Source organism: Actinomadura verrucosospora, assembly GCF_039540335.1.
GTDB lineage: Bacteria > Actinomycetota > Actinomycetes > Streptosporangiales > Streptosporangiaceae > Spirillospora > Spirillospora verrucosospora.
Genome location: NZ_BAABEV010000017.1, coordinates 71,488 through 97,104 on the forward strand (window position 1 = coordinate 71,488; position 25,617 = coordinate 97,104).

Consider the following 25,617-nt stretch of genomic DNA (forward strand, 5'->3'; position numbering starts at 1 on the left):
CCCTGCAGATCCTGGAGGAGCCATGACCGCCAAGGCACTACCGCCCGTCGTGGACGCCGAGACCTGGCAACGCCACCTCGACGAGCTGCGAGCACGCGAGAAGGCCGTGACCCGCGAACTCGACGCGATCGCCGCCCAGCGCCGCCGCCTGCCGATGGTCGAGATGCCCGGCTACACGCTGGAAGGCGAGGACGGCCCGGTCAGCCTGGCCGAGATCTTCGACGGCCGGTCCCAGCTCATCGTCTACAACCACATGTGGTTCCCCGGCGAGGAATGGCAGTGCCCGGGATGCACCGGCTTCACGTCCCAGTTCACCCGGCTGGAGTTCCTCGACGCCTACGACGCCCGGTTCGTCGTCGTCACCCAGGGCCCGATCAAGGAGGCCCTCGCCTACCGGCAACGCGTCGGCAACAAGATGACCTGGTACTCCACCGCGAACAGCCCGTTCGGCACCGACGTGGGCGCGCCTCCCGGCGGCGGCTTCGCGGTCAACGTCTTCCTGCGCGACGGCGACACCGTCTACCGCACCTGGCACACCAACGGCCGGGGCACCGAACAGCTCAGCCACACCTTCCCCCTGATCGACCTGCTCCCCTACGGCCGCCAGGAAGAGTGGCAGGACGTCCCCGAAGGCTGGCCCCAGTCCCCCGCCTACTCCCGCTGGCCCAGCTCCGAGGAGATAGCCGCCCGCTACGGCCAGGACGCCTGACAGCACCGCCCGCCCCGGGAAAAGCCTTCGACGCGACGCCCGGGGCGGGGCATGATCCCGAGGCCTACGACCCGCCGTGTGAGAGTGGAGGGCCATGGGTTACTGGATGTGGCTGACAAGGTACGACGGCGCCGAGGTCGCGGCCTTGCTCGATCATCCGCACGGCCTGCACGCGGGCCTCAGGCGGCTACGGACCATCTGGGACGACCTGCCCGTCGAGCTCGGCTACGACCCGTCCGGCTCCCTGGGCAAACTGGAGGAGATAGACACCCACCGAGCCTGGGACGCCCTGCACGTCCTGCTGACCGGCCACCCGAACGAGGACTACGAGCGCGCCTCCGGAGACCCGCCCGCCCGCGACGCGGTCATGGGCGGCCTCGTCATGAACGAAACCGGCGAAGGCTCCCTTCTGCACGTCCCGCGGCTCCTGCGCCCCGACCGGGTGCGCGCGGTGGACGCCTTCCTCCGCGGCCTGGACCGGGACGCGCTGATCCGTGACCGGCACGCATTCCTCAGAGAGACCCAGCCCTACTCGTTCGAGGGCTGGGGAAGGCTGCAGAGCGGCGAATCCTGGGACATGGTGGAACACGGCGTCCTCGCGAACACCTTCGACACCGTCCGAGACTTCTACGCTCGCGCCGCCACCGCAGGCAACGCCGTCATCAAGGAAATCGTCTGACCGGGAGTGTCCTGGTCCCGTGGCCTTGGCCACGAGACCAGTGGATGCAGGGACCGGCCGGGTAGGCCGACCCCCCGGTTGCACACCCGCAGGGCACCATGCACCCTGCGGGCGAGCTAGTGACGCTTCAGGCGGACGACGCCGAGGACGGCTCCGCGAACGAGGACGCCACCGGCGCCCCCGCCGACGAAGCCACCGGCAACGCCGCCGACGACTCCCCCGAGAAAGCCGAGGAAGCCCAGGAGGCCCCCGGTCAGGAGGCTTCCGACGCCGACGGCTATGGCGCCGCCGATGCCCCAGGCGACGGTGTAGGCGATGCCCCTGGCGACGCCGCCGATGACGTTCCACGACTCGTCGCTGGCGGTCGTGTCGGCGAAGAGGACGCCGATCACGACGGCGACGATGCCGGCGACGACACCGGCCGAACCGCCCCCGAGGATGCCACCGACGACGCCGCTGAGGGTGACGCCGCCGAAGACGCCGAGGACGACACCGGCAAGGGGAAAGCGAGGCTTCATGAAATCGGTCTCCTTTGCGTGGACACCCGTGGCGATCACGGGTGTCCCGGAGTACCGTCCTTCCGCCGACCCGCCGGACAACCCCCGTGGGTCAGCGTCTGCGGGGCCGGGCGAGAACGAAAGAACCCGTAGACCGAGATGACGGCTGTCGAGAACCCGGTAATCAGGATCAACGAACAGCCGGAGGACTTCTTCCCTGGCGTTCCATGGGCCGTCTCCGACTCCATGCGAATCTGACGCTCAGGCGCGGCACCTGGCGACAAATCCGGAAATACACGAATGGTCCCGCGAAACAGTCCGGGATCCACACCACCAGGGCCCTAGGGCCCCAAAATCTCTTTCACGCATTGAGGCCCTTCAGCCCTCCACGCCCCTGACTCGCGCCGAGTAATTTCTCCATGAGTTGCCGAAGGGGAGATTAACAATGGGAATCGCCGTCCCGGGCAAGGCCGCCCTCGCCGCCGCCGGCCTCGTCATGACGACCAGCCTGGCCCTGGTGTCATGCGACGCGACGCCCGTTCAGGAGACCGAGCTGAGCGCCGGGGGCAGCAAGACCGCCCAGGCGGCCCAGAGCCTGACCGCCGCGCAGATCGCAGCGGGCGCCACCCGCGTCGGCGGGGACTCTGCGAACACGCCCGTCTATCTCATCAGGGGATATCGGCAGACGGTCACCGACACCGGATGCGCCGACAAGTGGAGCAGCGCGGTGAAAGCGATGCGCGGCTGGGGTTGGACGGGCAAATTCCACCGGGTCGGCTACTACTCGACCGACGATCCGAAGAACTGCGTGCGGATCGCCAAGGGGTCGACCGACACGTCCATCAAGGATCTCGGCAGGAATCTCGCCCAGAACATCTACAGGAACTACTCGTCCAAGGGCCAGACCGTCGACATCGTCGCGCACTCCATGGGCGGCCTGGTCGCCCGCGCCGCGATCGCCGGCTACGCGCGCCACGAGCCAGGCTGGCCGCCCAAGCTGCTGATCCAAGACGTGGTCACGCTCGGCACGCCGCACCAGGGCGCCATCGTCTCGGCGTTCTGTACGTCGAACAAGCAGTGCCAGGAGATGAGCGGGACGAACGCGTTCATGAACTGGATCGGCACGCGACTGCCCCAGGCCGAGGGCGGCACCGACTGGACGCTGGTCGCCACCGACCGGGACCAGGCGGTCAACTCCTCCAGCGCAGCGCCCCAGTCCATCGGAGCCCAGCACCGGGTGCGCTACGCCCCGATCGCAGGCCTCCGGCACAGCGACCTGCGCGACAAGGTCTCGGGCCACTACCCGCTGAACTACAGCCTCAACGACGCCGGTTGGAAGCACATCCGGAACGGCGCACCGCCCATCCGCGTGGCCATGGACGCCATCTACTGGTCCAACAAGTGGTGACCCAGGGCTCCCTTGACCGCCCCGCGAGTGCGGTCAGCCAGAGAGCTTCGCGGGACCGACGTCCCAGGTGAGTACACCGTCTTCCGAGACCTGGGGTAGGTGTCTGCGGTGCCGAAAGAGGCTCTGCCCGGTCTCCAAGTTGGTGGCAATAGCGGCCATCATCACCGGAAGTGAGGAGAAGCCCTCGGACGACTCGACGCGGTCCCACTCACGGATCGCTCGTCCCCCAGCGCGTTGGTCGACGGCCCAGTGAACCCCCGAGTCTGTGCTGGAGGCGAAGCACACCCACGAGGGATGCCACCACGGATCCGGACCGTCGTCATCCTCGTCTTCCTCAGGGTCTCCAAGGACCTGCATGTGACCGTCGTAGTCGTCCTCGATCTCTTCCAGAGACAGCAGTCTTGTCCACATGGGCAGGAAGTGGGCGATGCCTTTCCGGTTCGCCTGCCCGATCTCCGGGTCGGTCGTCCCGTTATGGCGCAGCAGCAGAGTCGCCAGGTCAACCGGCACAGGCACGCCCATCCGGGTGAAGGCGTCACTGATGTGCTCGGAGGTGGCCGGAGGGTTGAGCGTCCGATAACTGGCCGGAGCGTGCTCGGCAAGCCACACCTCAATCCGATGCAACGACTCCACGAGCGGGGCACTGATCACGCCGCGAACCCTGCCAAACACCCCCGACAACTGAGCGTCGCCGCGTCCCCCGCAAGCTGGCCGCAGGACCAGCTCGCTGGCAACCTCGCCGACTCAACTCGGGATAAGGCCGACGGGTGGCGAAGGCCCGGTGGGCGCCGGACCGACCTGCTGCTCGGCGTTGCAGGTGACGTCGAAGAGGCCGCACCTGTCGCTGGGATCCGCGGGAGCGGTCACCTTACGCACCACCCCAGGCGACGTATCCGGACAGGGAGGAGCGCTTCCGCCCTGCGGCGTTGGGAGTCCCGTCCGGCTGCAGCTCCAACCGCCAATCGCCCGCCTGCCACCTGACGGTGAAGGTGCCCTCCACATACGTGGAGGGGTCCACTCGAGTCAGGAGGCTCACCACCGCGGTGTCGGGCCCATAGGTGATGAACTTGAACCCGGCCACCTGCGCTACTCCGCCCGCCGGCAGCGGCGGGCTCGCGCCCGTACCGGCGCGCTCGCGCGCCAGCGCGACCTTTCCGGGGCCGTCCACGACCTGGTGCGCGAGGAACGCCTTCCACCGGGCGGAGTAGGTGAGGCGGGCGCTGATCTGCAACGAGGCGATCATCGCGCCGACCGGAGTGCGGGCGTAGCAGCTGCGCTGCCCGCCCTGCCGGACGAGCGGACCGGCGGTCGCCGAGGTCGGGAGCGCGATCGCCTGGAACAGCTCCCAGGTGACGCCGAGCGGAGCCGAGACAGGCACCTGCTGACTGGTGTCGGTCGGCCGGCAGCCCAGCGGTTTGCCGCCCCCTGCCCCGAGCGGCGAGGCCGGGACGGGAGGCGCTGAGTCGTCGAGACTCTCCGAACCGGAGCCCGCTACGGCGACGACCACGCCGAGGACCACGATGACGGCCATGAACCCGGCAGCCACCAGCAACCCCAGCCGCCGGAACACTCCAGGGGGCTCAGGGCTGGGAGGGAACGAGTCAGGGGGCTGGGTCACGCCTTAGCCCCTCATCGGCGTGCCGACGAACGTGGACGCCGAGCCCGCAAGCATGCACGCGGCGAGCACCCAGACCAGGCCCTGGGCGTGCTCGCCGCCCTCGCCGCAGCGATGCGAGATCCCCACCCGCCCGACCCCGGGCGGGGCCATTCCCTGCCCCGGTCCGGGATCGCCCCGACAAGGGCCTGGAGGTGATCAGTGTCGGCCGCCGTCGCGGAGACGACATCAAGCATTTGCTTCCTCCGTTGACGCTGTGCAGGTCTGCGGCCGATGCCGCGTATTCGGCGGAGAGAGAGATCTGACCAGGGGGTCGCCGAGCCGGACCGCTTCCACCCAGGGCAGATCCCACACTTTCGGTACGCCGCCGGCAACCAGAGCGAGCAGGTCTCGCAGCGGTTCTGGTCGTCGGCCCGGTGCGTCGACGACGAGGGCCGTGCAGTCGCACCGCCCGCAGTTGCGGGGACTGCGTCCATTGCCAGGCCACGGTCTGCGCGGCACGCAGCCCATGAGCCGACGACCGGGTCACCAGGACGACGCGAACGGGCGTGGCAGTGCACACCGGCCCCCAATAGCCCGCGTCCATCCCGCCAGGGACGGCGGCGTGCAGCGCGCTCGTCCCGGCGCCCCCACGGCAGCCCAGAAACCACCACGGCGGGCCACCGAGCGCCAGCAGCGGGCCGAGGTCGTGAATGGGCCACCCGCCCTGACGGGGAGTGGAATAAATGCGTGGAAAAATCATGCAAACCGCCCGGAGGCCAGGAGTGCGGGGGCGGCGGGTCCTGCTGCCGTGGAGGCGCTTGAACCGGCTCTCCGGTGTTGCCTGCCTGCACGGCCAGAACAGCCCCCGCCAAGGTCTGCCGATCAAGAACTGCCGATATGGTAGGCCATCACACCCCACGGCACTACGTTTTATCTACTACTTCCCCCATCTGCTGCAAAGTGTGATCAACAAGTAAATTGGCGTGCCGGAACCTCGTGACCAGCAGATAACCGAATTGGGCAAAATGCAGGCCAGCTAAGGGGTGCCCACGATCGAGGTTCGACGCAGGTCGTGTGGATGCCAGCGTCGGGCATCCTGGCGATCATCGTCTTCGTCGTGCTGTTCGTGGTGGTCATCGCCGAGGATGCGGGAGCCTGCGGCACCGGCCGGAGCGGCGCCGCTGGCGGGGCGGGCCACCCGGCGGCGTCCAACAAGGACCGCGAGGGGATAGAACGCGGCCAAGATCAGGGCGGGACAGCGCACGCACTCTGTCCACAAATCTCGCCTCACAGCTCCCCCGTTCTCGCGCAGCACGCCCACCGTTCCCTCGATAAGGACGGTGTCCTGCGGCGGACGAACTTCCGGCGCGCGTCCAAGTGCGGTGAGACGGTGGCCACAGGACGCTTCTGACCTGCACCTGCACCTGCACCTGCACCTGCAGGACCCGGCACACCGGCGACACGTTCGCGGCCGAGTCCGGAGCGACGCTGCGCGACCTCATGAAGCGGATGGGCCATGACGGTGTGCGGGCCACCTGAACTACCAGCACGGACGGCCGCAGCAGCCGGGCGATCACCCGAGCGACGCAAGACACGACCTGGAGCCCGCCACGGTGAAGACGACGGCCGTTCAGGCGGTCATGGCGCGCATTCCTCCTCTCCCTCTGGCGTTCCCGGCGACGTCGCTGACAGTTATAGACGCGGCCCAAGAGGGGTCGACCTTGCCAAAAGAGAGGAAAGAGCATGTCACGATCACCATGTACCAGGGCGAACACAGCGCTTCAGGTGTTGATAGCGACGAATGAGCCCTGGGCCACCTACCACGTGCGGCCACTGCTCGCCGAGGCCGAACGGCGCGGCTGGCAGCTGACTCAGGTGGTGCCCGACAAGTCGCGGATCAAGCCCGGGGATCCGGTGCCGACCGCGACACCACGAACTGCTCCGGCCGCTGACCTGCTCGTGGTCGCCGGGGCCGATGACTGGCCGGTGGAGGTCGCCGGTCGGTTCCCGAAGCTGCCCCTGACCGCCAGCGAGCTCGCCTATCTCGGACCGCGGCAAGCCGTTGGCGCACAGAAGTTGCGCCCGCGGCTGCGAAAGATCACCGCCGCGTCACCGGCGGCGGCCGATGCGTTCGCCGGCTATCTCGGCACGGCGCGGGGAACGGTGACCGTCGTTGGTTCCCCGCAGACCGACGATCTGCCGGAGCGGGTGCCCGAGCCGGGGCTGGTACTGGTCCTGACGAGCGTCACCCGCCCCGACTCGACCGGGGAAGCGGCGCCCGGCACCGCTCTCCTGCTGGCGGCCGCAGAGAAGCTGCGGACGGCCGGTAAGCGGATCATGGTCGGTCTGCACCCGAGGGAGAACCCCGCGTTGTGGGCCCGCTATGAGATCAGCCAGGTTCCGTCGCTGAACGCCTCGGCACGGGCCGAGGCGACAATCGGGATTCCGGGAACGGTGTTCCCCCTGATCGCCGCCGTGGGCACACCTCTCGTGGGGTGCACAGATCCCGCACTGAAGGTTCCCGACCATCTGCTCAAGGTCTGTTCGTCCACCATCGACGATGCCGCGCTCGCGGTATCGGCGGTGGCCAATGCTCGGCTTCCGGCGTCCGAGACGCTGCGGGACAGCATCGGACCGGTCGGCGGGTCGGCGGCTCGCCTGCTCGACATCTGGTCGAGGGCGGCACGTGGGGATGTCACCTGACATCACACCATTTACCGAATAGAGGCGGGAGGGGCATCCCCTCCCGCCTTACCCTTTCCGCGCGACGTACAGCACCACGACCCGCACAGAGCCCTCCACTTTTGGCGGAAGCCCACCCGCGAGAGAAGACTGCCGTCTCCGATGGCCCCACAGGTTTTGGAGACCAGCCCGACCTGCCGCAAACCCCACCCGCTGGGGTGACCCCCCATTCCCCGCACCCGCCTCGCCAATAACGGGCACGCGCTGCGCGAACAGGTGCTGTGGCGATGCTGTACAAGACCGCCACCCGCGCAGAAGAGCCCCTGTCGCTCAAAATCGAGGACCTCAACGCCGAGTTCCAGAGGGCCCTCGCGCCCCCCAGGGGCCACGCGATCGATTACGTCCATCAGGCCACTGCACCACCCGCCATCTCCCGCCGAGACAGGGAACCGCGCCGGCGACCGCTACCAGTCCCGAACGGCCGCGGCGGTTAGCTGAGCTGCGGGTCCGCCCTGAGCACCAAGCGGTCGGCCGCGGGATCGAACCCAAGGACTGGGTTTCCGTAGTCGCCTTCGGCCGTCATGACCACCGGCTTGCGCAGCCGACGGCCCATGGCGGTCAAAAGCCGGCACAGGACGTCCACTCCTTCCTGGCCCTGCAGTTCGCGAAGGTCGACATCGAAGTCGATCTCCTCGGCGGACCTCGGACGGAAAATCACCAGCACCCCCGGGACCGGCCAGACCCACAGGTCAGCCGTCTCAGCATCGACGGGACGTGCCAGCACGTCCGCAGCAGGAGGCAACGGCTCAGCAGCACCGCCCACCGAGTACTCCCACGACCAACCACTCAACCGGACCAGATCGAACAGCGCCTGCCAGTCCTCCACCGAGGTGCCCGCCACGGACAGATCCGGCATAACACCCATCAAGCCAGGATCAAAGAAGTTCCTGACGTCATCCCACAACAGATCCGGCATCCCGCCATGCTGCCCGCCAAGTTCCCCGAACGCAGCCCGATTCCCTTGACGAACCACATAGAGGCACCCCCCGTTACTTTCTTCGTGGCTCCGCAATGGGCCTCCGGCCTTTGTGCCCGGCATGCCCCCCCTTGTTCATGACCCGGGGGTGGTGTCACCGGCCGGGAGGCATCGACGGACCGCTGATAAGGGGCTTGAGCACCGGCTTCACCCGAGCCGGATGAGCTCTCCGTAACGTGGATGTGGCAGCTCGATGCCGAGGCAAGGCCGGACGAAAGCGTGATGGTGGGGCCTGCACATGATCGACACCGGCGACATCGACGTCTTCCTCGGCCTGGACGTCGGCAAGGGCGCACACCACGCCACCGCTGTCACCCGGCCGGCAAGAAGGCGTTCGACAAGCGCCTGCCCAACACCGAACCCAGGCTCCGTGAGCTGTTCGCAAAACTCCAGGCCAAGCACGGAACGGTGCTGGTCGTGGTCGATCAACCGGCCTCGATCGGGGCCCAGCCGCTGGCGCTCGCCGTCGACATGGGCCGTACGGTCGCCTATCTGGGCTAAACCACCCGGGTCGCGAACCGGCTCCACGGGCTGCTGACACAGATCCGCCCGTTGTTGGAGCGGGTGTTGGGGCGGCGGTTGCAGCACCCGGCCGTCCTGGCTCTGCTGGAGCGGTTCGGGCCACCGGCTCCGATTCGCAAGGCCGGACGGCGGCGGATGGTCACGCTGTTACGGCCGGAGGCCCCCCACGGATGGCCGATCGTCTGGTCGAGGACATCTTCACCGCGCTGGGCGTCAGGACCGGCGCCCGGATCCTGATCGAGGTCGGGGACGGCAGCACCTTCCCGACCGCAGGCCACCTCGCCGCCTACGCCCCGACGACACCTTCTACGAATCGCGACCTACCGCAGGGCATGAGATCGCTCACGAGTCGCGCTGAATGGTCGTTGAGAGGGGCGACTCGCAGTCGAAATCGAAGGTCTCTACGGCGGCGTCGGCCGGGAAGTCTGGGTGGTCGCGCCAGATTCCGGCCAAGGCGGCCAGCAGGTTCCACGAGGCGGCAGCAAGCACCTCCGTCTCTCCTGCATGCTCAGCCGGAGAGTTTCGGTGGAAGATCACCGCCGCGATCTGTTTGTGTGCGGCCAGGCGCAGGGCTGCGGCCGTGCGACGGGCTTCGCCTTGAAGCGGAGCCGAGTCGGGGATGCGTGCCGACACAAAGCCGACCAGCCGTGCCACCTGGTCATCAGTGATCCGTTCCACGCTTACCCCCTGCAGTCGGCAACCCTATTCGCCTGCGAAGGCACCAACTGTCGCACAGCGCCGACACAACCACGGGTGACCGGAGGCCCAAAGAGCTTGACCAAAGACATAGGGGCACCCCCGCGGGTGGTGCACGACCCGTAGCCATCTTCCGCAAGAGGTCAGGAGCCGTAGTCACTCAATTAGTCGCTCAGAGCACCGAAGGCCATGATCCGCGGGAGCGGATCATGGCCTTGACGTGGGTGGGCGCGGCAGGTTTCGAACCTGCGGCCACTCGCTTGTAAGGCGAGTGCTCTACCCCTGAGCTACGCGCCCGCGTTGCCGGGAAAGCGTACCTGGTTCTTGGGGGCGATCGCGAAGCGGCAGGGTCAGGAGGGCAGGTGGATCCAGACGCCCTCGGGTTCGGTGTAGGCGTCCAGGGCGTAGGGGCCCCATCTCGCGGCCCCAGCCGCTGGACTTGAAGCCGCCCCAGGGGGCGGCTGGGTCGGGCTGTAGAGGTGGCGGGACGAGACGTAATGCGCGGCGGCGATGGTGTCCGGGGACAGGTCGGGGTCGTCCAGGTGGCGCTCGATGTAGGCGCGGACGCGCAGCGTCAGGGTGCGGCGCCGCGCGTCCGGCGCGGGGGCGTCGAGGTGTTCGGCCAGCAGGGTGGCCAGGAGGTCGACGATGTTGTCGCCGAGCCGGAAGCCTTGATCGCCGATCTCGTCGAGGCGTCCGGCGAGCTGGACGAGGAGCGCCGACAGCAAGGCGCCGACGCCTCGGCGGCCGGAGACGCGGGTGGCGGTGATCCCGGCGACGGCCTCCTCCGGCAGGTGCAGCAGGCGGCGCGGGAGCATGAGGACGAGCTGCCGGTAGGGGTCGTCGAACGCCAGCGTGTAGGGGCGGGCGGTGTCGGTGACCGTGAGCGCGCCCAGCTCGGCGCAGCGCATGCGGCCGTCGAAGCGCTCGGGACGGGAGGTCTCCGTGCGCAGCGGCACGAACGCGTCCGTCACGGCGGACCGCCAGTGGTCGAACCGGTCGGCGGCCGGGAGGTCCGATGTCGCGATGAGCGCGGACATGCGCGTTTCCCCAGATCAGGCTTCTGCCGTCCACATGGTGCCCCGTCCGGGCCGGGCGCGCCGGTCCCGGACGGGGCGGCGGCTCAGGTCATGGCCTCGCGGACGAGGTGGGTGTCGGTGAACTGCTCGAAGCCGGTGATCAGCCCGTCCTCCACCCGCCACACGTGGACGAACCGGACGCGCATCCCCTTGCCGGTCGCGCGGTGGGTGCCCGAGTAGTGGCCGATCGCGACGACGGTCCCGTCGCCGCCGTCGACCAGTTCGTCGGGGTCGGCGCGGAAGCCCTTCCAGTCCGCACCGAGGCGGCCGAAGACCCCGGCCTTGATGGCGTCCGTCCCGACGTAGGTGCCCGCGTAGGGGAACCCGGCCATCTCGGTCCATGCCACGTTCTCGGCGAACTTCTCGACCATGCCGGCCAGGTCGCCGCGTTCCGAGGCCGCGTAGTGGGCCTTGACGATGTCGTACGCCTCGCTCATGTGCCGTCCTCCCGGTGTCAAGGAGCAAGTCCAGCGTCTCAGAGTGCCGTGGTTCTTTGCTCTGCCCGAACAGTGCTTGTCCGTCGCGGCCGGTCAGGACGCCGGGGCGAGGTGGTTTGCGGCCGGCGAGCCCGCGGGGCCCGCGCCCACCACGATGACGTCGTGCGTCACAGGTGCCGGCCGAACCAGTCGGCGGCCTGCGCGGTGACCTCTTCGAGGGCTCCGGGCTCCTCGAACAGGTGGCCCGCCCCGGAGATCACGTGCACCTCGGACGAGGCGAGGCTGCGGTGCGCCCGCTCGTTCAGCTCCAGGACCTCGGTGTCGCGCCCGCCGACGATCAGCAGGACGGGGGCCCGGACCCGCGCGAGGGACGGGCCCGCCAGGTCGGGGCGCCCGCCGCGGGAGACGACCGCGGCGACGCGGGGACGGGCCGCGGCGGCGCCGAGCGCGGCGGCCGCGCCGGTGCTCGCCCCGAACAGGCCGATGGGGAGGCCCGCCGTGTGGGGGGCGGATTCGAGCCCTTCGGCGAGGCCGTCGACCGCGCCGACGAGGCGGCGCGTGAGCAGGTCGATGTCGAAGCGGAGGGCGGCGGTGAGCCGGTCGGCCTCTTCCTCGGGCTCGGTGAGCAGGTCGATGAGGAGCGTCCCGAGGCCGGCGGCGTTGAGGCCGGCGGCGACCGCGCGGTTGCGGGGGCTGTGCCGCGAGCTGCCGCTGCCGTGCGCGAAAAGGACGACGCCCCGCGCGCCGTCCGGTATGTCCAGGTCGCCCGCCAGCTCGGCGTCGGGCAGCCCCAGCGTGATCATGTGTTGGGCGGCTCGGCGCTGATGTCGGCGAGGGCCGAGCGCTCGTCGCGCTGGACGGCGAGGTCGCCGATGGACACCATGCCGATCGGGCGGTCGCCGTCGACGACCGGGAGCCGGCGGACGGTGTGCGCCCGCATCAGCCGCACGGCCTCGTCGGCGTCCGCCCCGGGCCCGACCGTGATCAGGTTGGTGCTGCAGATCTCGGCGACGGCCGTGCGGGACATGTCCCGGTGCTCGGCCACGGCGCGGACGACGATGTCGCGGTCGGTGACCAGGCCGCGGAGCCGCCCCTCGTGGACCACCAGGACGTCGCCGATGCCGTGCCGGCGCATGAGATCCCCGACCTCGACCAGGGTCGTGTCCGGGGACACCGCCACGGGCGCGGGCGTCATGACTTCGTTCACCTTCTGGCCCATGCGAGACCTCCCTCGGTGGCTCGCGTACCCAGCGGCGGACGGGATATGTCTGGCCGCGGCAGGTCTAGGCGGGCGAGTCGGGGCCCTCCCGCTCGGCGAGGAAACGCTCGAACTGCGCGCCGAGCTCGTCGGCGGTCGGCATGTCCTGCGACTCGGCCAGCAGGTTGTCGCGCTCGGCGGCGCCCGCGAACGCGTCGTACTGCTGCTCCAGCGCCCGCACGACCTTCTCGACCTCGTCGTTGCCGTCGACCTGCTCGGCGATGTCGGCGTCGGTGGCGGCGGCCGCCTCCCGCAGCCCGTCGACCGGCAGCACCAGCCCCGTCGCGGAGACGACGGCCTCCATCGCGGCGACCGCGGCGGCCGGGTAGGCGGACTGCGCCAGGTAGTGCGGGACGTGCACCGCGAACCCGACGGCGTCGTGGCCCGCCTCGCCGAGCCGCAGCTCCAGCAGCCCCGCGGCGCTGCCCGGCACCTGCACCTTGTCGAACCAGGAGTTGCGGGTGATCAGCTCGGGCCGGGTGGCGTGCGAGGTGGTGCCGACGGGGCGGGTGTGCGGGACGCCCATCGGGATGCCGTGGAAGCCGACGACCAGCCCGACGCCGAGCCGCTCCACCAGGTGCACGACGGACGCGGTGAAGCCCTCCCACAGCCGGTCGGGCTCCGGGCCGGACAGCATCAGGAACGGGCTGCCGACCTCGTCGTGCAGCAACCGGACGACCAGCTCGGGCGCCTCGTAGGCGGCCCAGTGGTCGCGGTCGAACGTCATCGGCGGGCGGCGCGCCCGGTAGTCGATCAGGGAGTCGACGTCGAAACGGGCGATGACGCGGTGCTCCAGCGCCTCCAGGAGGTTCTCCCGCACAAGCTGCCCGGTGGACCCCGCGTCCACGAAGCCGTCCAGGCTGTGCAGCAGCACCGGACCCGTCATCTCCGGCAGATCGGAGTCGAGCTCGTACAGATCCTCTGGGTTAAGCAACTTCTCCCCCACCTCTACATGTCCTCAGACAGACTATCCACTGCGGTGCGGCGGGTGCCGGGGCCTCCGGCACCCGCCGGGCGCGGGCGGTGGACGGCTCGGGTGGGGCGGCCGTCAGCGCAGGCGGGCCTCCTCGAAGACTCGGCTGGTCAGGAAGTCTTCGGGGTGCAGGGTGGTGAGGGCCTCGCGGTCCACCTCGCCCGGATGGGCCAGGAGGCGGTTGGCGTGGCGCAGGCGGGCGCGCTCTATCGCGTTGCGGACGGAGCGGGCGTTCGCGAAGCGGGGCCGGGCGCGGCGGCGGGCCAGGTAGTCGCGGAAGACGGGTTCGGTCTCGGGGGCGAGGGCGTAGCCCTCGCGGTCCATCATCAGGCGGCCGATGGCCTCCAGCTCGGCGGGCTCGTAGTCGGGGAAGTCGATGTGGTGGGCGATGCGGGAGCTCATGCCGGGATTGGAGGCGAAGAAGGAGTCCATGCGGTCCTTGTAGCCGGCGAGGACGACCACCAGGTCGTCGCGCTGGTTCTCCATGACCTGGAGGAGGATCTCGATGGCCTCCTGCCCGTAGTCGCGCTCGTTCTCGGCCCGGTACAGGTAGTACGCCTCGTCGATGAACAGGACGCCGCCCATGGCGCGCTTGAGGACCTCCTTGGTCTTCGGCGCGGTGTGGCCGACGTACTGGCCCACGAGGTCGTCGCGGGTGACGGAGACCAGGTGGCCGCGGCGGACGTAGCCGAGGCGGTGCAGGAGCTCGGCGAGCCGGACGGCCACGGACGTCTTGCCCGTCCCTGGGCTGCCGGTGAAGCACATGTGCAGGTTGGGGCGTCCCGACTCGATGCCGAACCGGGCCCGGACGCGGTCGACGAGTAGCAGCGCGGCGATCTCCCGGATGCGGGTCTTGACGGGGGCGAGGCCGACGAGTTCGGCGTCCAGGGCCGTGAGGACGGCGTCGACCTGGGAGTCGGCGCGCTCCTTGGCGAGGTCGACGCGGGCGCCGGCGGGGAGCGGCTCCGCCGCGGGAGCCTCCTGGGGATCCGCCGGGGAGCCGTTCTGCCGCATCCCGAAGCCCTGCCGCGTCCCGAAGCCCTGCCGCGTCTCCGGACCGGGGCGCTCGCTCAACGTCCCGCCCCGTAGCGGTCCCCCTCGGGACGGTCGAGGGCGTAGGGGTGCAGCGTGTAGCGGACGCGCCGGTCGGAGGTCTCGGTGCGGTCGAGCCGGAAGCCGGGCTCCTCGGCCGGACGCTGGACGATGAACGACAGCGCCGTCGTCTGCCGCCCGTAGCGGGCGTCGTAGGCGTTGAGCCGGACGTAGCGGTCCGGGTAGGCCTTGCGGCACTCGTTGACCTCGTACAGGACGCCGGCCGGGTCGGTGAGGTCGAACATCGGCAGGCCCCACATCTCCCAGTAGGAGTTGCGCGGGTGGGGGTCGTCGGTGAACTCGACCGAGCAGGGCCACCCCTGGTCCAGGGCGTAGGCGATCTGCTTGGCGATGTCGTCGTCGGTGAGGTCGGGCAGGGAGGAGAAGGTGCCTTGGGTGATCCGCATGTCACACGCTCACGGGGGTCGGGGCGGCGTCGGGGGTGTCGGTGGACTCGTAGGTGAAGGTGATGTCGCCCCAGGTGGACAGGGCGACGTCCAGCTCGCGGCTGTGCTTTGCGGCGGCGCGCAGGATGTCGGGGCCCTCGGCGAGGTAGTCGCGGCCCTCGTTGCGGGCCTTGATCATCGCCTCCAGTGCGACGCGGTTGGCGGCGGCCCCGGCGGCGATGCCCATCGGGTGGCCGATCGTCCCGCCGCCGAACTGCAGGATCGAGTCCTCGCCCAGGTAGTGCAGGAGCTGGTGCATCTGCCCGGCGTGGATGCCGCCGGACGCGACGGGCATCGTGCCCGGCATCGACGCCCACTCCTGGTCGAAGTACAGGCCCTTCACCGGGTCGGCCTCCACGCGGTCGAGGCGGAGGGTGTCGTAGTAGCCGCGGACGCTGTTGGGGTCGCCTTCGAGCTTGCCGACGACCGTCCCGGCGTGGATGTGGTCGACGCCCGCGAGGCGCATCCACTTGGCGATGACGCGGAAGTTCACGCCGTGGGTCTTCTGCCGCGTGTACGTGGAGTGGCCCGCGCGGTGCAGGTGCAGGATGACGCCGTTCCTTCGCGCCCACTTGGCCATCGACTGGATCGCCGTGTAGCCGACCGTGAGGTCGATCATCACGATGACGCTGCCGAGCTCCTTGGCGAACTCGGCGCGCTCGTACATGTCCTCCATCGTCGCGGCGGTGACGTTGAGGTAGTGGCCCTTGACCTCGCCCGTCGCGGCCTGCGCCCGGTTGACGCCCTCCATGCAGTACAGGAAGCGGTCGCGCCAGCGCATGAACGGCTGGGAGTTGATGTTCTCGTCGTCCTTGGTGAAGTCGAGGCCGCCGCGGAGGGCCTCGTAGACGACGCGCCCGTAGTTGCGGGCCGACAGGCCGAGCTTCGGCTTGACGGTCGCGCCCAGCAGGGGGCGGCCGAACTTGCCGAGGTGCTCGCGTTCCATGACGATGCCGTGCGCCGGGCCCTGGAACGTCTTCACGTAGTGGGCCGGGATCCGCATGTCCTCCAGGCGCAGCGCCTTCAGCGCCTTGAACCCGAAGACGTTCCCGATGATCGACGACGTCAGGTTCGCGATCGAGCCCTCCTCGAACAGGTCGAGGTCGTAGGCGATGGAGGCGATGAACTGGTCGCCCTGCCCGGGGACGGGCTCCACCTTGTAGCACTTGCCCTGGTAGTTCTCGTAGGAGGTGAGCCGGTCGGTCCACACGACCGTCCAGGTCGCGGTGGACGACTCGCCCGCGACGGCCGCGCCCGCCTCCTCCGGCGGCACGCCCTGCTGGGGCGTGATGCGGAAGGCGGCGAGGATGTCGCTGTCCTTCGGCTCGTAGTCCGGGCGCCAGTAGCCCATCTCCGCGTAGGGGATCACGCCCGCCGACCATCTGCCCGCGCTCATCGCCGCTCTCCTTCAGCCGAAGCCTGGATGTGGCGGGACGCGGCGCGCCGACCCGGTGGAGGACGGCATGTCCCAGGGGATCGGGGTGGAGCGCCGCGTCCCGGCCACGTGGAACCGTGACGCGTCCGAGAATCGCCTTCCGACACTTGCGATGTCCATCAAGTGTTCTACGGTGACCCTTAAGCATTCGCTTAAACGAGGAGGCCGGACGTGACGGAGGCGCGGCTGCGGGCGCTCGTCGCGCTCGCCGACACCGGGTCCGTGCGGTCGGCGGCGCGGCGGCTGTACGTGACCGAGTCGGCGGTGTCGGCGGCGGTCGCGGCGCTGACCCGGGAGCTCGGCGTCCCGCTCGTCTCGCGGGAGGGGCGGGGCGTCAGGCTGACCGGCGCGGGCGCGGTCTACGCCGGGTACGCGCGGCCGGTGGTCGGGCTGCTGGAGGAGGGGCGGGCGGCGGCGCGCGGCGCGGCCGACCCGGGGCGCGGGCCGCTGCGGCTGGCGGCGGTGACGACGGCCGCCGACCAGGTCCTGCCCGAGCTGCTGGCCTCGTTCCGGGCGCGCTGGCCGGACGTCGAGCTGGCCCTGGAGGTGGGGCCGCGCCGCCAGGTGTGGAGCAGCCTGGCCGCGCACGAGGCCGACCTCGTGCTGGCGGGCCGCCCGCCCGCCGGCGTCGCGGCGACCGTGCTGGCCAGGCGGCCGAACGAGCTGGTCGTCGTGGGCGCGCCGGAGCTCGCGGTGGGGTTCGCCCTGGCCCGCACGCCATGGGTGATGCGCGAGCCCGGGTCGGGGACGCGGGCGAGCGCGGACGCCTACCTGGCCGAGCGCGAGGCGGCGCCGCCGCGGCTCGTGCTCGGCTCCAACGGCGCCGTGATCGCGGGCGCGGCGGCCGGGCTCGGCGCGGCGCTGGTCTCGCGGGACGCCGTCGGCGCGGAGCTGGACACCGGGCGGCTCGTGGTGATCGACGCGCCGGGGATGCCGCTGGACCGGCCGTGGCACGCGGTTGCGGGCGCGGCGCCGACCGCGACGACGCTGCTGTTCGTCCGGCACCTGCTGGAGGCGCCCGGCTGGCGGCCCGCTGCGGCTACGGCCCCCCAGTGATCACGGCAGGCTCCACAGTGATCACGGCAGACTCCACAGGGATACCGACAGCAGGGCCAGGCTGACGGCGATCAGGATCATCGCGGCCGACCGACCGCCCTCGCCGGACGGGGCGGCGCTCCGGCGCGTCAGCAGGACCACGAAGCTCAGGAGGAAGCCCGCGGCGACGACGTCCATCGCCACGGCGAGCCCCGTCATACCCCCACCATCCGCATCATCGGAGCAACCCTAGAGGAGCACGGCCCTTCGCAGGTGCGGTCTTCACAACGCGGTCTTCACCACACCGTCTTCACAACACCGTCCTCACAGTGCGGTCCCTCACATCGGCGCTGCGGCGCGCATGAACGGCCCCGATCGCGTCAGAATCGTGTTCGGAACCGTGAAAGGGGCCTTCATGACCGCCGACCGCCCGTACGACGTCGTCCTGTTCGGCGCCACCGGCTTCACCGGCGCCCTCACCGCCGAGTACCTCGCCCGGCACGCCGATCCCGGCACGCGCTGGGCGCTGGCGGGGCGCAACCAGGCGAAGCTGGCGGCCGTGCGCGACCGGCTGACCGAGCTGGACCCGGCGTGCGCCGAGCTGCCGCTGCTGCACGCCGACACCACAGACGCGGCGTCGATCGAGCAGATCGCGGAGTCGGCGCGGGTCGTCATCACGACGGTCGGCCCCTACGTGAAGTACGGCGAGCCCCTGGTGGCGGCGTGCGCGCGCGCCGGGACGGACTACGTCGACCTCACCGGCGAGCCCACGTTCGTCGACCGGATGTACGTGAAGTACCACGACGCCGCGGTGCGCAGCGGGGCCCGCATCGTGCACGCCTGCGGGTTCGACTCCATCCCGCACGACCTCGGCGTGTACTTCACGGTCAAGCAGCTCCCGGAGGGTGTCCCCCTGCACGTCGAGGGGTTCCTGCGGGTGCGCGGGGACGCTTCGGGCGGCACCCTCCACTCGGCCGTCGGCATCTTCGGCGACGCCGCCGGCATGGTGCGCGCCGAGCGCGAGCGCCGCAAGGTGGAGGAGCCTCCCGCCGGGCGCAGCGTGCGGATCTCGCGGCGCCCGGCGCCGAAGGCCCGTGTCGGGGGCGGCTGGACGCTGCCGCTGCCCACCATCGACCCGCAGATCGTGGTCCGGTCGGCCGCGGCCCTCGACCGGTACGGCCCCGACTTCTCCTACGGCCACTACGTCGCGGTCAAGCGGCTCGCCACCGCGGCGGGGATGGCGGCGGGCTCGGGCGCCCTGCTCGCCCTCGCCGCGCTCCCCCCGACCCGCAGCCTCCTGCTGCGGCTCCGCGCGCCCGGCGACGGGCCGTCCGAGGAGCGGCGCGCCCGCAACTGGTTCAGCGTGAAGTTCGTCGGGGAGGGCGGCGGGAGGCGCGTCGTGACCGAGGTCGCGGGCGGCGACCCCGGGTACACCGAGACGGCGAAGATGCTCGCCGAGTCGGCGCTGTGCCTCGCCCACGACGACCTGCCCGCGACGTCCGGGCAGGTCACGACGGCCGCCGCGATGGGCGACGCGCTGGTCGACCGGCTCGTCAAGGCCGGGATCACCTTCCGCGTCCTCGACGCGGGCTGAGCACCGGCCCCTCAGAGACGGCGCGGCCTCAGAGACGGCGCGGCCTCAGAGACGGCGCGGCCCCAGAGACGGCGTGATCTCAGGGACGGCCGCGGCCGGGGATGGGGATGACGGCCTCGACGGTCGTCCCGACGCCGGGGCGGCTCGTGACCGCGACCCGCCCGCCGAGCAGTTCGGCCCGCTCCCGCATGCCGCGCAGCCCGTAGGAGTCGGGGCGGCGTCCCCGGCCGCCCCGCGCGAGGACGTCCCGCATCGAGAAGCCGCACCCGTCGTCGGCCACCTCCAGCCGGACCCGGTCGCTGGAGTGCTCCAGCAGCAGGTCGACGCGGCTCGCCGACGCGTGCCGCAGGCTGTTGCCGACCGCCTCCTGCGCGATCCGGTACAGCGCGGTCTGGACGTGGTCGGGCAGCTCGTCCTCCAGTTCGCCCTCGACGGTCACCGTCACGTCGAGCGCGCCCCGCGCGGCGGAGCCGTCCCCGGCCTCCCGGGCCAGGGTGGCGAGGGCCGCCGACAGGCCGAGGTCGTCCAGGACGGGCGGGCGCAGCCCCCCGATCGCCGCGCGGGTCTCGGCCGCCGCCAGCTCGCACAGCCGGCGCGCCATCATGATCTGCGCCAGCCCCTCGGGATGGTGCTCGGGCAGCGCCCGCTCGGCCGCCGACAGGTGGAAGCCGAGGCTGGCGAGCCGCTGGGCGATGCCGTCGTGGATCTCCCGGCTCAGCCGCGACCGCTCGGCCTCCTGCGCCTCCACGGCCCGCTCGGCGAACCGCTCGGCCGCGTGCTCGCGCTCGCGCGCGGTCCGCAGCCGCCGGCACGACGACAGCACCGGGGCGAACAGCCCCGCGAGCGCGGTGGCGAGCGCGACGTCGTCGGGCGGGCACGGCCCGGCGGACCGGACGTCCACGACGGCGATCACGATGCCGTCGCCGTGCACGGGGATCGCGGCGCCCCGCCCGTCCGGGTGGGCGCGGGCGCGGCCGTGGGCGGCGACCCGGCCGACCTCGCCCTCCCCCAGCGGGACGGGCGCGCCCCGCCATTCCAGGACGCGCTCCTCGTCGTCCAGGACGTACACGTCGCAGAACGTCAGCGCCCGCGCGGACCGCACGACGAGTTCGGCCAGCTTCTCGGCCATCTGCGGCAGCTCGCGGTCGGAGCAGGCCACGCCCGCGACGCGCACGAGCAGGTCGCTCCCGCGCCCGGCGAGCAGTTCGAGCGGCCGCGGGCCGGTCACCGGAACAGCCCCTCGCGCAGCGCGACGGCGATCGCCGCCGACCGGTCGGCCACCTCCAGCTTGCGGTACAGGGCGCGCAGGTGGCTCTTGACCGTCTCCTCGCTGAGCACGAGGCGCGCGGCGATCGCCTTGTTCGACAGGCCCCCCACCAGCAGCGACAGCACCTCGCTCTCGCGCTGGGTGAGGCCGCGGTTGGCGCCCGGCCAGAACTCGCCCCGGGTCAGCCGCGCCGCGGTCACCGCCATCCGACCGGCGAGCGTCGGGTCGATGACCGTCTCGCCCTGCGCCACCTCCTCCAGCCGCCGGACCAGCTCCGGCCCGTCGACCCGCTTGAGCAGGTAGCCGCCCGCCCCCGCGCGCAGCGCCTCGAAGACGTACTGCTCGTCGTCGTACACCGACAGGAACACCACGCGGGCCTCCGGGACGCGCCCGGTGATAAGGCGGCACAGGTCGAGGCCGCTCTCGGGGCCGAGCCGCACGTCCAGCAGGACGACGTCCGGGCGCAGCGCGGTGACCAGCCGGGCCGCCTCGTCCCCCGTCCCCGCCTGCCCGACGACGCGCACCCGGCCGGAGAACCCGGCCAGCATCGCGGTCAGCCCGGCGAGGATCATCTCGTGGTCGTCGACCAGGACGACGCGTACGGGGACACCCATCCCGGCACGATAACAACCAAAGCTACTCACCAGTAGCCCCCTGTCGGGACGGGCCACCCGCGGTTTCACCCCCGCTCTCCCCTGAATGGGGGACGAGCCGCCGCGCCGACCGGCCTACGCTGCACAGCGAAAACCGGATTCCGCAGGACGGAGGAGTCAGTGCCCCATCGGATCGTGCATATGCTCCGGGCGCGCGGGTCGGGCCGCCGCCCCGTCATGCTCGCCATCGCGGGGGACAGCGCGGCGGGCAAGACCACCCTGACCAGGGGGCTTGTGCGGTGCCTGGGGGCGGACCGGATGACGGCGGTCTGCGTGGACGACTACCACCGCTACGACCGCGCCGAGCGGGCCGGGAAGCCGTTCACGGCCCTGCACCCCGACTGCAACCACATCGACATCATGGAGCAGCACCTCCAGCTGCTGTCGATGGGCGAGCCGATCCTGAAGCCGGTCTACGACCACGCGACCGGCGGGCTCGTCCGGCCGGAACTGGTCGAGCCCCGCGACTTCGTGATCGTCGAGGGGCTGCTCCCGCTGCACACGCGGCTCGCGCGGGCCTGCTTCGACATCACCGTCTACCTCGACCCGCCCGAGCCGCTGCGCCACTCCTGGAAGGTCAGGCGCGACTGCGACAAGCGCGGCTACAGCCCCGAGCAGGTGAAGGCGGAGCTGGCGCGCCGCGAGCCCGAGAGCGCCGCCTACATCCGCCCGCAGCGCAAGCACGCCGACATCGTCGTCCGGTTCGCGCCCGTCGCCGGGCGCCTCGACCCGCCCGGCACCCCGCTGTCGGCCGAGCTGCTGCTGCGCCCCACCATCGACCACCCCGAGCTCGCCGACGTCCTGGAGAGCGGGCCCGGCGACACCGGGACCGCCCTGCACCTGCGCCTCCACCGCGACACCGACGGCCGCCCCGTGGACGCGCTGCACGTCCACGGCTACGTCTCGCCGGAGGAGTCGCAGGTGGTCAAGAAGGCCATCTGGGAGCGCCTGGGCCCCCGGGCCGGCACCGCCCTGCCCGACCCGGACGCCCTCGGCCGCATCGGCGACACCGGCACCAGCGACCCGCTCGCCATCACCCAGTTGCTGCTGCTGTACCACCTGCTGGACGCCGACCAGCGCCAAGCAGCATGAGCGCAGCGAACGAGGGGTGTGGGGGGCGCCCCCACAAGAGACGCACATGAGACTCCGCGTGCGTGCGGGGAGGCCCCGGGGCCTGGACCTGTGCCCCGGGCCGCACGCCCGCGGCAGCCGGGAGGGCACCCTCAGCGGGCGCGAGGGGCGTCCTCCCGGCCCCTACAGCTCGTGCCAGGGGATCTCGGGGCGGTGGGTGGCGACGACCGCCAGCGACTGGCCGCCGCGGATCCTCTCGTCGGGGGCGGGCGCCAGGCGGAAGCGGGCGTCCGGACGGTGCGAGTCGCCCACCGCGAGGAGCGTGCTCCCCCGGCGCAGCAGGGAGATCGCCACGTCCAGGCGGGCCCACTCGCCGGCGTCCTCGGGGATGTCCACGCGGTAGAGGGTGCCGTCGCTGTCGAGCGTGCTGGCCAGGTTGTGGTAGATCGCGGCGATGCCCGGGTTGCGGATCGCGACCGCGGTCACCGCGGGATCGTCGATGTCGACCGGCTCGATGTTCTCGCCGACCAGCCGGAGGGCCTCGGTGATCTCGGCCCGCCGGCCGCCGTCGCGCACCCCCGCCAGCAGGTGGACGGCCGGGTCGCCGTTGCGCCGCAGGTAGGCCTCGACGGTCAGCATCACCCGCACCGTCTCGTCGTCGGTGCGGCCGACCACCAGGACCGTCCGCGCCTGCTCCAGGCACGCCCGCTCGAAGGCGGTGTCGTCGAACGCGACGACGTCGTACAGCTCCGGGTCGGGGTTCTCCCCCGCCAGCTCGCCCGGCCAGAAGACGGTCACGACCGGCGTCTTCGCGAACTGCGGGTCGCCGCGCAGCTGGCGGATGATGGCGACCAGCCCGTCCCGCTCGTAACCGACGATCACGATGTGCCGCCGCCGGTGCAGCCGCGCCTGGCCGTTGGCCCTCATCATGCGTCCCTTCCCCATCCAGAGCGTCAGCTCGGCGAACATCACCAGCCCGGCGGTGAGCCCGGCGACCATGATGAGCACGCCGCCGACCCGGCCGCCGACCGTGGTCGGGGACAGATCGCCGTAGCCGGTGGTCGTGCCGCTGACCAGGAAGTACCAGATGTACTGGTGGGGCTTCTTGATGTCGGCGCCCGGTTCCTCGAACACCGCGATGAGCAGCCAGCCCACCGCGAAGGCCGTGAGGAGGACGAGCGCGGGCGCGCGCCACGTCCGCCCGGTGATCCGGTGCACCAGGCGCATCAGCACGATCGGCATTCGCGAAGCGTGGCATCGGGCAAAATGCCGCGTCAAGCCCGATATGCCCGGTGAAGGGCCAGGTCAGGCCACGTCGGATCCTCCGTCCGGCGGGACGGCGCGCCCCTCAGGCGGCCGGGCCTCGTTTCAGGACGCGCGACAGCGCCGCCGCGACCTCCTCGGAGAGGCCGCCGTCGGCGGGAGGCTGGGCGCCCGAATGCACGAGATCGGCCGTGCCCGGCTCGTCCCGGACGGCGTCACGGGTGTGGCCGCAGTCGCGGCACTCCACCTCGCCGAGCCGGCACACCAGCGCGGCCGAGCCGCACTCCGAGCAGCGGTCCAGGGCGTCCGCCCAGTCGTGGACGGCCTGACACCGGGGGCAGATCAGGACCTGGTGGTCCGCCCGGACCCCGCGCTTCCACGGGCTCGCGCCGCGCACGGGGTCGGTCTGCCGCGCCCCGCAGCGGAAGCAGGGCATCACACCTCCAGGGGTGCGGGGGCCGGTTCCGGCCACCCGGTCCCGAGGGCCGTGAGGTGTGCCGGAACCGGTCCGTTCAGCTCAGAGCCCGGCGAGCGCCTTGCGGTACTCGTCGATGTCGCGTGCGTCCGGGATCGCGTTCACGACCTTCCAGCGGACCACGCCCTCGGTGTCGATGATGAAGGTGCCGCGCAGCGCCACGCCCTTGGCCTCGTCGAACACGCCGTAGCGCTGCGCCGTCCCGCCGTGCGGCCAGAAGTCGGCCAGCAGCGGGAAGCTGAAGCCCTCCTGGTCGGACCAGGCCCGCAGCGCGAACATCGAGTCGACCGAGACCGCGAGCACCTGCACGTCGGCGCCGGCCCCCGCGACGAGGCTCGACAGCTCGTCGCGCAGCGCGCACAGCTCTCCCGTGCAGACGCCGCTGAACGCCAGCGGATAGAACACCAGCATCACGTTCTTGCCGCCGCGGAAGTCCGACAGCTTCACCGGCGCGCCGTGCTGGTCCTTCAGTTCGAAGTCCGGCGCGGCGTCGCCTACGTTGACCGACAAATCGTCTCCAGCCCCGGCTCTACTTGTGGCCCTTGGGTGCGACGAGCCGCGTGCCGGACCACTCCCTGGCGGCGCTGACGCTGCTGGTCTGCGAGAGGCCGGCGGTCTGCGCGGCCTCGCCGATGTCGCTCGGCTCGACGTGCCCGTCGCGGCCCGCCTTCGGCGTCAGCAGCCAGATGTTGCCGCCCCCGGTCAGCGGGATCATGGCATCGGTCAGGCCCTCGAACAGGTCACCGTCCTCCTCGCGCCACCACAGCAGCACGATGTCGACCACGTCCTCGTAGTCCTCGTCGACCAGCTCGTTCCCCGTGAGCTCCTCGACGGAGCGGCGGAGCTCCTCGTCGACGTCCTCGTCGTAGCCGATCTCCTGCACCACCTGGCCCGCCTTCAGGCCGAGCCGTTCGGCCAGGCTGCGCTCAGACTGCGCCTGACCCGCGGTCGCGCTCACGAAAGTCCTCCCATTGTCGTCAGTCCGCACGGTCCGTGCCCGTATGGCTCTCGGCCCCCCGGGACGGGTGGCCCGTCCGCACCTGTGCGGTGTTTGCCGGACAGTCCACACAAGTGTGGGCCCCTTGCGCAAGTGTCTTCCCGGCTTTTGGTGGCCCCATTGGCCCGATTACGAAGATCCCCGTCACAGGACGCCCACCCACGGTGACCCCCGGAGGGTTCGCGCTGCTCATTCCCGCACTGCGAAGGAGACGCCCCTCCACAGCTCCAACGCTACTCATCTCTGCTCCTTGTGGGGGGACGACCCCCCACACCCCCGGTTCGCTGCGCTCATCCTTTGAGAAACGACAACCTGACCTGCCTGTCGGGGTTGTCGACGTTGAGGTCGACCAGCGCCACGGACTGCCACGTCCCCAGCGCGAGCCGCCCGCCGACGACCGGCAGGGTCGCGAACGGCGGCACGAGCGCGGGCATGACGTGCGAGCGCCCGTGCCCCCGCGATCCGTGCGCGTGCCGCCAGCGGTCGTCCGCGGGCAGCAGGTCGCCCAGGGCCGCCAGCAGGTCGTCGTCGCTGCCGGAGCCCAGCTCGATGATCGCCACACCCGCGGTGGCGTGCGGAACGAAGACGTGCAGCAGCCCGTCGCCGCCCGCCGAGGCGGCGAAGCGCTCGCATTCCGCCGTGATGTCGTGCACGGCCTCGCCGGTACCGGTGGCCACCCGGACCACGGTGCTCTCCATGGTCCCGTGTCTACCCCA

General features: G+C 71.2%; 31 protein-coding genes, 1 tRNA gene and 1 pseudogene. 10 read left to right on the forward strand and 23 right to left on the reverse strand.

The genetic code is table 11. The features are described 5' to 3' along the window. Positions 1–22 precede the first annotated feature (22 nt). Both ABD944_RS19815 and ABD944_RS19820 read left to right on the forward strand, forming a co-directional pair. A complete protein-coding gene (locus ABD944_RS19815; protein WP_345178560.1) occupies positions 23–709 on the forward strand; it encodes a DUF899 domain-containing protein in 687 nt (228 codons plus the stop codon). Between the two features lie 94 nt (positions 710–803). Then, positions 804–1,388 (forward strand): DUF1877 family protein, encoded by a 585-nt coding sequence (locus ABD944_RS19820; protein WP_345178562.1) that lies wholly within the window; start codon positions 804–806, stop codon positions 1,386–1,388. A 116-nt stretch (positions 1,389–1,504) separates the two neighbouring features. On the opposite strand, the gene ABD944_RS19825 is transcribed toward ABD944_RS19820, so the two are convergent. Next, positions 1,505–1,945: a hypothetical protein gene (locus ABD944_RS19825; protein ID WP_345178563.1), complete on the reverse strand. Its 441-nt coding sequence runs from the start codon at positions 1,943–1,945 to the stop codon at positions 1,505–1,507. Positions 1,946–2,330: 385 nt separating this feature from the next. Between ABD944_RS19825 and ABD944_RS19830 the strand changes: the two genes are divergently transcribed. Then, the gene (locus ABD944_RS19830) at positions 2,331–3,293 is read left to right on the forward strand and encodes an esterase/lipase family protein (RefSeq protein WP_345178564.1); all 963 of its coding nucleotides are present in this window, start codon (positions 2,331–2,333) and stop codon (positions 3,291–3,293) included. A gap of 33 nt (positions 3,294–3,326) precedes the next feature. On the opposite strand, the gene ABD944_RS19835 is transcribed toward ABD944_RS19830, so the two are convergent. The 3 genes from ABD944_RS19835 to ABD944_RS19845 form a co-directional block, all read right to left on the reverse strand. Then, a complete protein-coding gene (locus ABD944_RS19835) occupies positions 3,327–3,944 on the reverse strand; it encodes an SMI1/KNR4 family protein (protein ID WP_345178565.1) in 618 nt (205 codons plus the stop codon). 217 nt (positions 3,945–4,161) lie between these two features. Further along, the gene (locus tag ABD944_RS19840) at positions 4,162–4,839 is read right to left on the reverse strand and encodes a DUF8175 domain-containg protein (protein ID WP_345178566.1); all 678 of its coding nucleotides are present in this window, start codon (positions 4,837–4,839) and stop codon (positions 4,162–4,164) included. A 75-nt stretch (positions 4,840–4,914) separates the two neighbouring features. Then, positions 4,915–5,037, reverse strand: a complete 123-nt coding sequence (locus tag ABD944_RS19845; protein WP_345178567.1) for a hypothetical protein — start codon at positions 5,035–5,037, stop codon at positions 4,915–4,917. 931 nt (positions 5,038–5,968) lie between these two features. Between ABD944_RS19845 and ABD944_RS19850 the strand changes: the two genes are divergently transcribed. The 3 genes from ABD944_RS19850 (at position 5,969) to ABD944_RS19860 (ending at position 7,593) form a co-directional block, all read left to right on the forward strand. Beyond that, positions 5,969–6,301 (forward strand): hypothetical protein, encoded by a 333-nt coding sequence (locus tag ABD944_RS19850; protein ID WP_345178569.1) that lies wholly within the window; start codon positions 5,969–5,971, stop codon positions 6,299–6,301. A gap of 202 nt (positions 6,302–6,503) precedes the next feature. Beyond that, positions 6,504–6,695, forward strand: a complete 192-nt coding sequence (locus ABD944_RS19855; RefSeq protein WP_345178571.1) for a hypothetical protein — start codon at positions 6,504–6,506, stop codon at positions 6,693–6,695. Next, the gene (locus tag ABD944_RS19860) at positions 6,676–7,593 is read left to right on the forward strand and encodes a hypothetical protein (protein ID WP_345178573.1); all 918 of its coding nucleotides are present in this window, start codon (positions 6,676–6,678) and stop codon (positions 7,591–7,593) included. Before ABD944_RS19855 ends, ABD944_RS19860 begins: the two co-directional genes overlap by 20 nt. Before the next feature lie 469 nt (positions 7,594–8,062). Here ABD944_RS19860 and ABD944_RS19865 read toward each other — a convergent pair whose 3' ends face one another. Next, the gene (locus ABD944_RS19865) at positions 8,063–8,548 is read right to left on the reverse strand and encodes a hypothetical protein (protein ID WP_345178575.1); all 486 of its coding nucleotides are present in this window, start codon (positions 8,546–8,548) and stop codon (positions 8,063–8,065) included. A gap of 298 nt (positions 8,549–8,846) precedes the next feature. On the opposite strand from ABD944_RS19865, the pseudogene ABD944_RS19870 reads away from it, so the two are divergent. Then, a pseudogene (locus tag ABD944_RS19870) lies at positions 8,847–9,441 on the forward strand (IS110 family transposase); the annotation flags it as partial. Between the two features lie 31 nt (positions 9,442–9,472). Here ABD944_RS19870 and ABD944_RS19875 read toward each other — a convergent pair. From ABD944_RS19875 to ABD944_RS19920, 10 genes are all read right to left on the reverse strand, one after another. After that, positions 9,473–9,808, reverse strand: coding sequence for a hypothetical protein (locus tag ABD944_RS19875; RefSeq protein WP_345178680.1), 336 nt, complete (start codon positions 9,806–9,808; stop codon positions 9,473–9,475). Between the two features lie 243 nt (positions 9,809–10,051). Continuing rightward, positions 10,052–10,123, reverse strand: a tRNA-Val gene (locus ABD944_RS19880). Between the two features lie 53 nt (positions 10,124–10,176). Further along, positions 10,177–10,866 (reverse strand): cupin domain-containing protein, encoded by a 690-nt coding sequence (locus ABD944_RS19885; RefSeq protein WP_345178576.1) that lies wholly within the window; start codon positions 10,864–10,866, stop codon positions 10,177–10,179. An 83-nt stretch (positions 10,867–10,949) separates the two neighbouring features. After that, positions 10,950–11,342, reverse strand: a complete 393-nt coding sequence (locus tag ABD944_RS19890; protein ID WP_345178577.1) for a nuclear transport factor 2 family protein — start codon at positions 11,340–11,342, stop codon at positions 10,950–10,952. A gap of 167 nt (positions 11,343–11,509) precedes the next feature. After that, positions 11,510–12,145: a dienelactone hydrolase family protein gene (locus ABD944_RS19895; RefSeq protein ID WP_345178578.1), complete on the reverse strand. Its 636-nt coding sequence runs from the start codon at positions 12,143–12,145 to the stop codon at positions 11,510–11,512. Beyond that, entirely contained in the window at positions 12,142–12,561 is a 420-nt protein-coding gene (locus ABD944_RS19900) for a CBS domain-containing protein (protein WP_345178580.1), read from the reverse strand. The genes ABD944_RS19895 and ABD944_RS19900 overlap by 4 nt, the downstream gene beginning before the upstream one ends. Before the next feature lie 64 nt (positions 12,562–12,625). Next, on the reverse strand, positions 12,626–13,534 hold the full coding sequence (locus ABD944_RS19905; RefSeq protein ID WP_345178581.1) for a PAC2 family protein: 909 nt from the start codon (positions 13,532–13,534) through the stop codon (positions 12,626–12,628). 114 nt (positions 13,535–13,648) lie between these two features. Continuing rightward, positions 13,649–14,647 (reverse strand): CbbX protein, encoded by a 999-nt coding sequence (gene cbbX / locus ABD944_RS19910; protein WP_345178583.1) that lies wholly within the window; start codon positions 14,645–14,647, stop codon positions 13,649–13,651. Next, positions 14,644–15,072, reverse strand: a complete 429-nt coding sequence (locus tag ABD944_RS19915) for a ribulose bisphosphate carboxylase small subunit (RefSeq protein ID WP_345178584.1) — start codon at positions 15,070–15,072, stop codon at positions 14,644–14,646. Before ABD944_RS19915 ends, cbbX begins: the two co-directional genes overlap by 4 nt. A 1-nt stretch (position 15,073) precedes the next feature. Then, positions 15,074–16,507, reverse strand: a complete 1,434-nt coding sequence (locus ABD944_RS19920; RefSeq protein ID WP_345178586.1) for a form I ribulose bisphosphate carboxylase large subunit — start codon at positions 16,505–16,507, stop codon at positions 15,074–15,076. A 210-nt stretch (positions 16,508–16,717) separates the two neighbouring features. On the opposite strand from ABD944_RS19920, the gene ABD944_RS19925 reads away from it, so the two are divergent. Then, positions 16,718–17,602 carry a LysR substrate-binding domain-containing protein gene (locus ABD944_RS19925; RefSeq protein WP_345178587.1) on the forward strand — a complete coding sequence of 295 codons (885 nt, stop codon included), beginning with the start codon at positions 16,718–16,720 and terminating at the stop codon, positions 17,600–17,602. 21 nt (positions 17,603–17,623) lie between these two features. Here ABD944_RS19925 and ABD944_RS19930 read toward each other — a convergent pair whose 3' ends face one another. Beyond that, positions 17,624–17,800 (reverse strand): hypothetical protein, encoded by a 177-nt coding sequence (locus ABD944_RS19930; protein ID WP_345178588.1) that lies wholly within the window; start codon positions 17,798–17,800, stop codon positions 17,624–17,626. Between the two features lie 196 nt (positions 17,801–17,996). Between ABD944_RS19930 and ABD944_RS19935 the strand changes: the two genes are divergently transcribed. Next, positions 17,997–19,175: a saccharopine dehydrogenase family protein gene (locus tag ABD944_RS19935; protein ID WP_345178589.1), complete on the forward strand. Its 1,179-nt coding sequence runs from the start codon at positions 17,997–17,999 to the stop codon at positions 19,173–19,175. 79 nt (positions 19,176–19,254) lie between these two features. Here ABD944_RS19935 and ABD944_RS19940 read toward each other — a convergent pair whose 3' ends face one another. Together ABD944_RS19940 and ABD944_RS19945 are read right to left on the reverse strand one after the other, a co-directional pair. Beyond that, positions 19,255–20,403 (reverse strand): GAF domain-containing sensor histidine kinase, encoded by a 1,149-nt coding sequence (locus ABD944_RS19940; protein WP_345178590.1) that lies wholly within the window; start codon positions 20,401–20,403, stop codon positions 19,255–19,257. Further along, positions 20,400–21,056 (reverse strand): response regulator, encoded by a 657-nt coding sequence (locus ABD944_RS19945; RefSeq protein WP_185026208.1) that lies wholly within the window; start codon positions 21,054–21,056, stop codon positions 20,400–20,402. Before ABD944_RS19945 ends, ABD944_RS19940 begins: the two co-directional genes overlap by 4 nt. A 180-nt stretch (positions 21,057–21,236) precedes the next feature. On the opposite strand from ABD944_RS19945, the gene ABD944_RS19950 reads away from it, so the two are divergent. Next, positions 21,237–22,187, forward strand: a complete 951-nt coding sequence (locus tag ABD944_RS19950) for a phosphoribulokinase (protein ID WP_345178679.1) — start codon at positions 21,237–21,239, stop codon at positions 22,185–22,187. A 162-nt stretch (positions 22,188–22,349) separates the two neighbouring features. On the opposite strand, the gene ABD944_RS19955 is transcribed toward ABD944_RS19950, so the two are convergent. The 5 genes from ABD944_RS19955 to ABD944_RS19975 all read right to left on the reverse strand — a co-directional run bounded on the left by ABD944_RS19955 (position 22,350) and on the right by ABD944_RS19975 (position 25,599). Beyond that, the gene (locus tag ABD944_RS19955) at positions 22,350–23,408 is read right to left on the reverse strand and encodes a potassium channel family protein (RefSeq protein ID WP_345178591.1); all 1,059 of its coding nucleotides are present in this window, start codon (positions 23,406–23,408) and stop codon (positions 22,350–22,352) included. A gap of 106 nt (positions 23,409–23,514) precedes the next feature. Next, complete coding sequence (locus ABD944_RS19960; RefSeq protein WP_185026212.1) at positions 23,515–23,865, reverse strand: hypothetical protein; 351 nt, start codon at positions 23,863–23,865, stop codon at positions 23,515–23,517. 81 nt (positions 23,866–23,946) lie between these two features. Further along, positions 23,947–24,414 (reverse strand): peroxiredoxin, encoded by a 468-nt coding sequence (locus tag ABD944_RS19965; protein ID WP_345178593.1) that lies wholly within the window; start codon positions 24,412–24,414, stop codon positions 23,947–23,949. A 19-nt stretch (positions 24,415–24,433) separates the two neighbouring features. Beyond that, on the reverse strand, positions 24,434–24,862 hold the full coding sequence (locus tag ABD944_RS19970; protein ID WP_185026216.1) for a DUF3052 domain-containing protein: 429 nt from the start codon (positions 24,860–24,862) through the stop codon (positions 24,434–24,436). Positions 24,863–25,191: 329 nt separating this feature from the next. Beyond that, a complete protein-coding gene (locus ABD944_RS19975) occupies positions 25,192–25,599 on the reverse strand; it encodes a YjbQ family protein (protein ID WP_345178594.1) in 408 nt (135 codons plus the stop codon). Between the last annotated feature and the right edge of the window lie 18 nt (positions 25,600–25,617).

Excerpts from the sequence above, each read along its gene's own strand:
- ABD944_RS19815 (WP_345178560.1), top strand. The coding sequence starts at position 23 with ATGACCGCCAAGGCACTACCGCCCGTCGTGGACGCCGAGACCTGGCAA.
- ABD944_RS19820 (WP_345178562.1), top strand. The coding sequence starts at position 804 with ATGGGTTACTGGATGTGGCTGACAAGGTACGACGGCGCCGAGGTCGCG.
- ABD944_RS19830 (WP_345178564.1), top strand. The coding sequence starts at position 2,331 with ATGGGAATCGCCGTCCCGGGCAAGGCCGCCCTCGCCGCCGCCGGCCTC.
- ABD944_RS19850 (WP_345178569.1), top strand. The coding sequence starts at position 5,969 with ATGCCAGCGTCGGGCATCCTGGCGATCATCGTCTTCGTCGTGCTGTTC.
- ABD944_RS19865 (WP_345178575.1), bottom strand. The coding sequence starts at position 8,548 with ATGCCGGATCTGTTGTGGGATGACGTCAGGAACTTCTTTGATCCTGGC.
- ABD944_RS19885 (WP_345178576.1), bottom strand. The coding sequence starts at position 10,866 with ATGTCCGCGCTCATCGCGACATCGGACCTCCCGGCCGCCGACCGGTTC.
- ABD944_RS19890 (WP_345178577.1), bottom strand. The coding sequence starts at position 11,342 with ATGAGCGAGGCGTACGACATCGTCAAGGCCCACTACGCGGCCTCGGAA.
- ABD944_RS19895 (WP_345178578.1), bottom strand. The coding sequence starts at position 12,145 with ATGATCACGCTGGGGCTGCCCGACGCCGAGCTGGCGGGCGACCTGGAC.
- ABD944_RS19900 (WP_345178580.1), bottom strand. The coding sequence starts at position 12,561 with ATGGGCCAGAAGGTGAACGAAGTCATGACGCCCGCGCCCGTGGCGGTG.
- ABD944_RS19915 (WP_345178584.1), bottom strand. The coding sequence starts at position 15,072 with ATGCGGATCACCCAAGGCACCTTCTCCTCCCTGCCCGACCTCACCGAC.
- ABD944_RS19920 (WP_345178586.1), bottom strand. The coding sequence starts at position 16,507 with ATGAGCGCGGGCAGATGGTCGGCGGGCGTGATCCCCTACGCGGAGATG.
- ABD944_RS19930 (WP_345178588.1), bottom strand. The coding sequence starts at position 17,800 with ATGACGGGGCTCGCCGTGGCGATGGACGTCGTCGCCGCGGGCTTCCTC.
- ABD944_RS19935 (WP_345178589.1), top strand. The coding sequence starts at position 17,997 with ATGACCGCCGACCGCCCGTACGACGTCGTCCTGTTCGGCGCCACCGGC.
- ABD944_RS19945 (WP_185026208.1), bottom strand. The coding sequence starts at position 21,056 with ATGGGTGTCCCCGTACGCGTCGTCCTGGTCGACGACCACGAGATGATC.
- ABD944_RS19950 (WP_345178679.1), top strand. The coding sequence starts at position 21,237 with ATGCTCCGGGCGCGCGGGTCGGGCCGCCGCCCCGTCATGCTCGCCATC.
- ABD944_RS19955 (WP_345178591.1), bottom strand. The coding sequence starts at position 23,408 with ATGCCGATCGTGCTGATGCGCCTGGTGCACCGGATCACCGGGCGGACG.
- ABD944_RS19960 (WP_185026212.1), bottom strand. The coding sequence starts at position 23,865 with ATGCCCTGCTTCCGCTGCGGGGCGCGGCAGACCGACCCCGTGCGCGGC.
- ABD944_RS19975 (WP_345178594.1), bottom strand. The coding sequence starts at position 25,599 with ATGGAGAGCACCGTGGTCCGGGTGGCCACCGGTACCGGCGAGGCCGTG.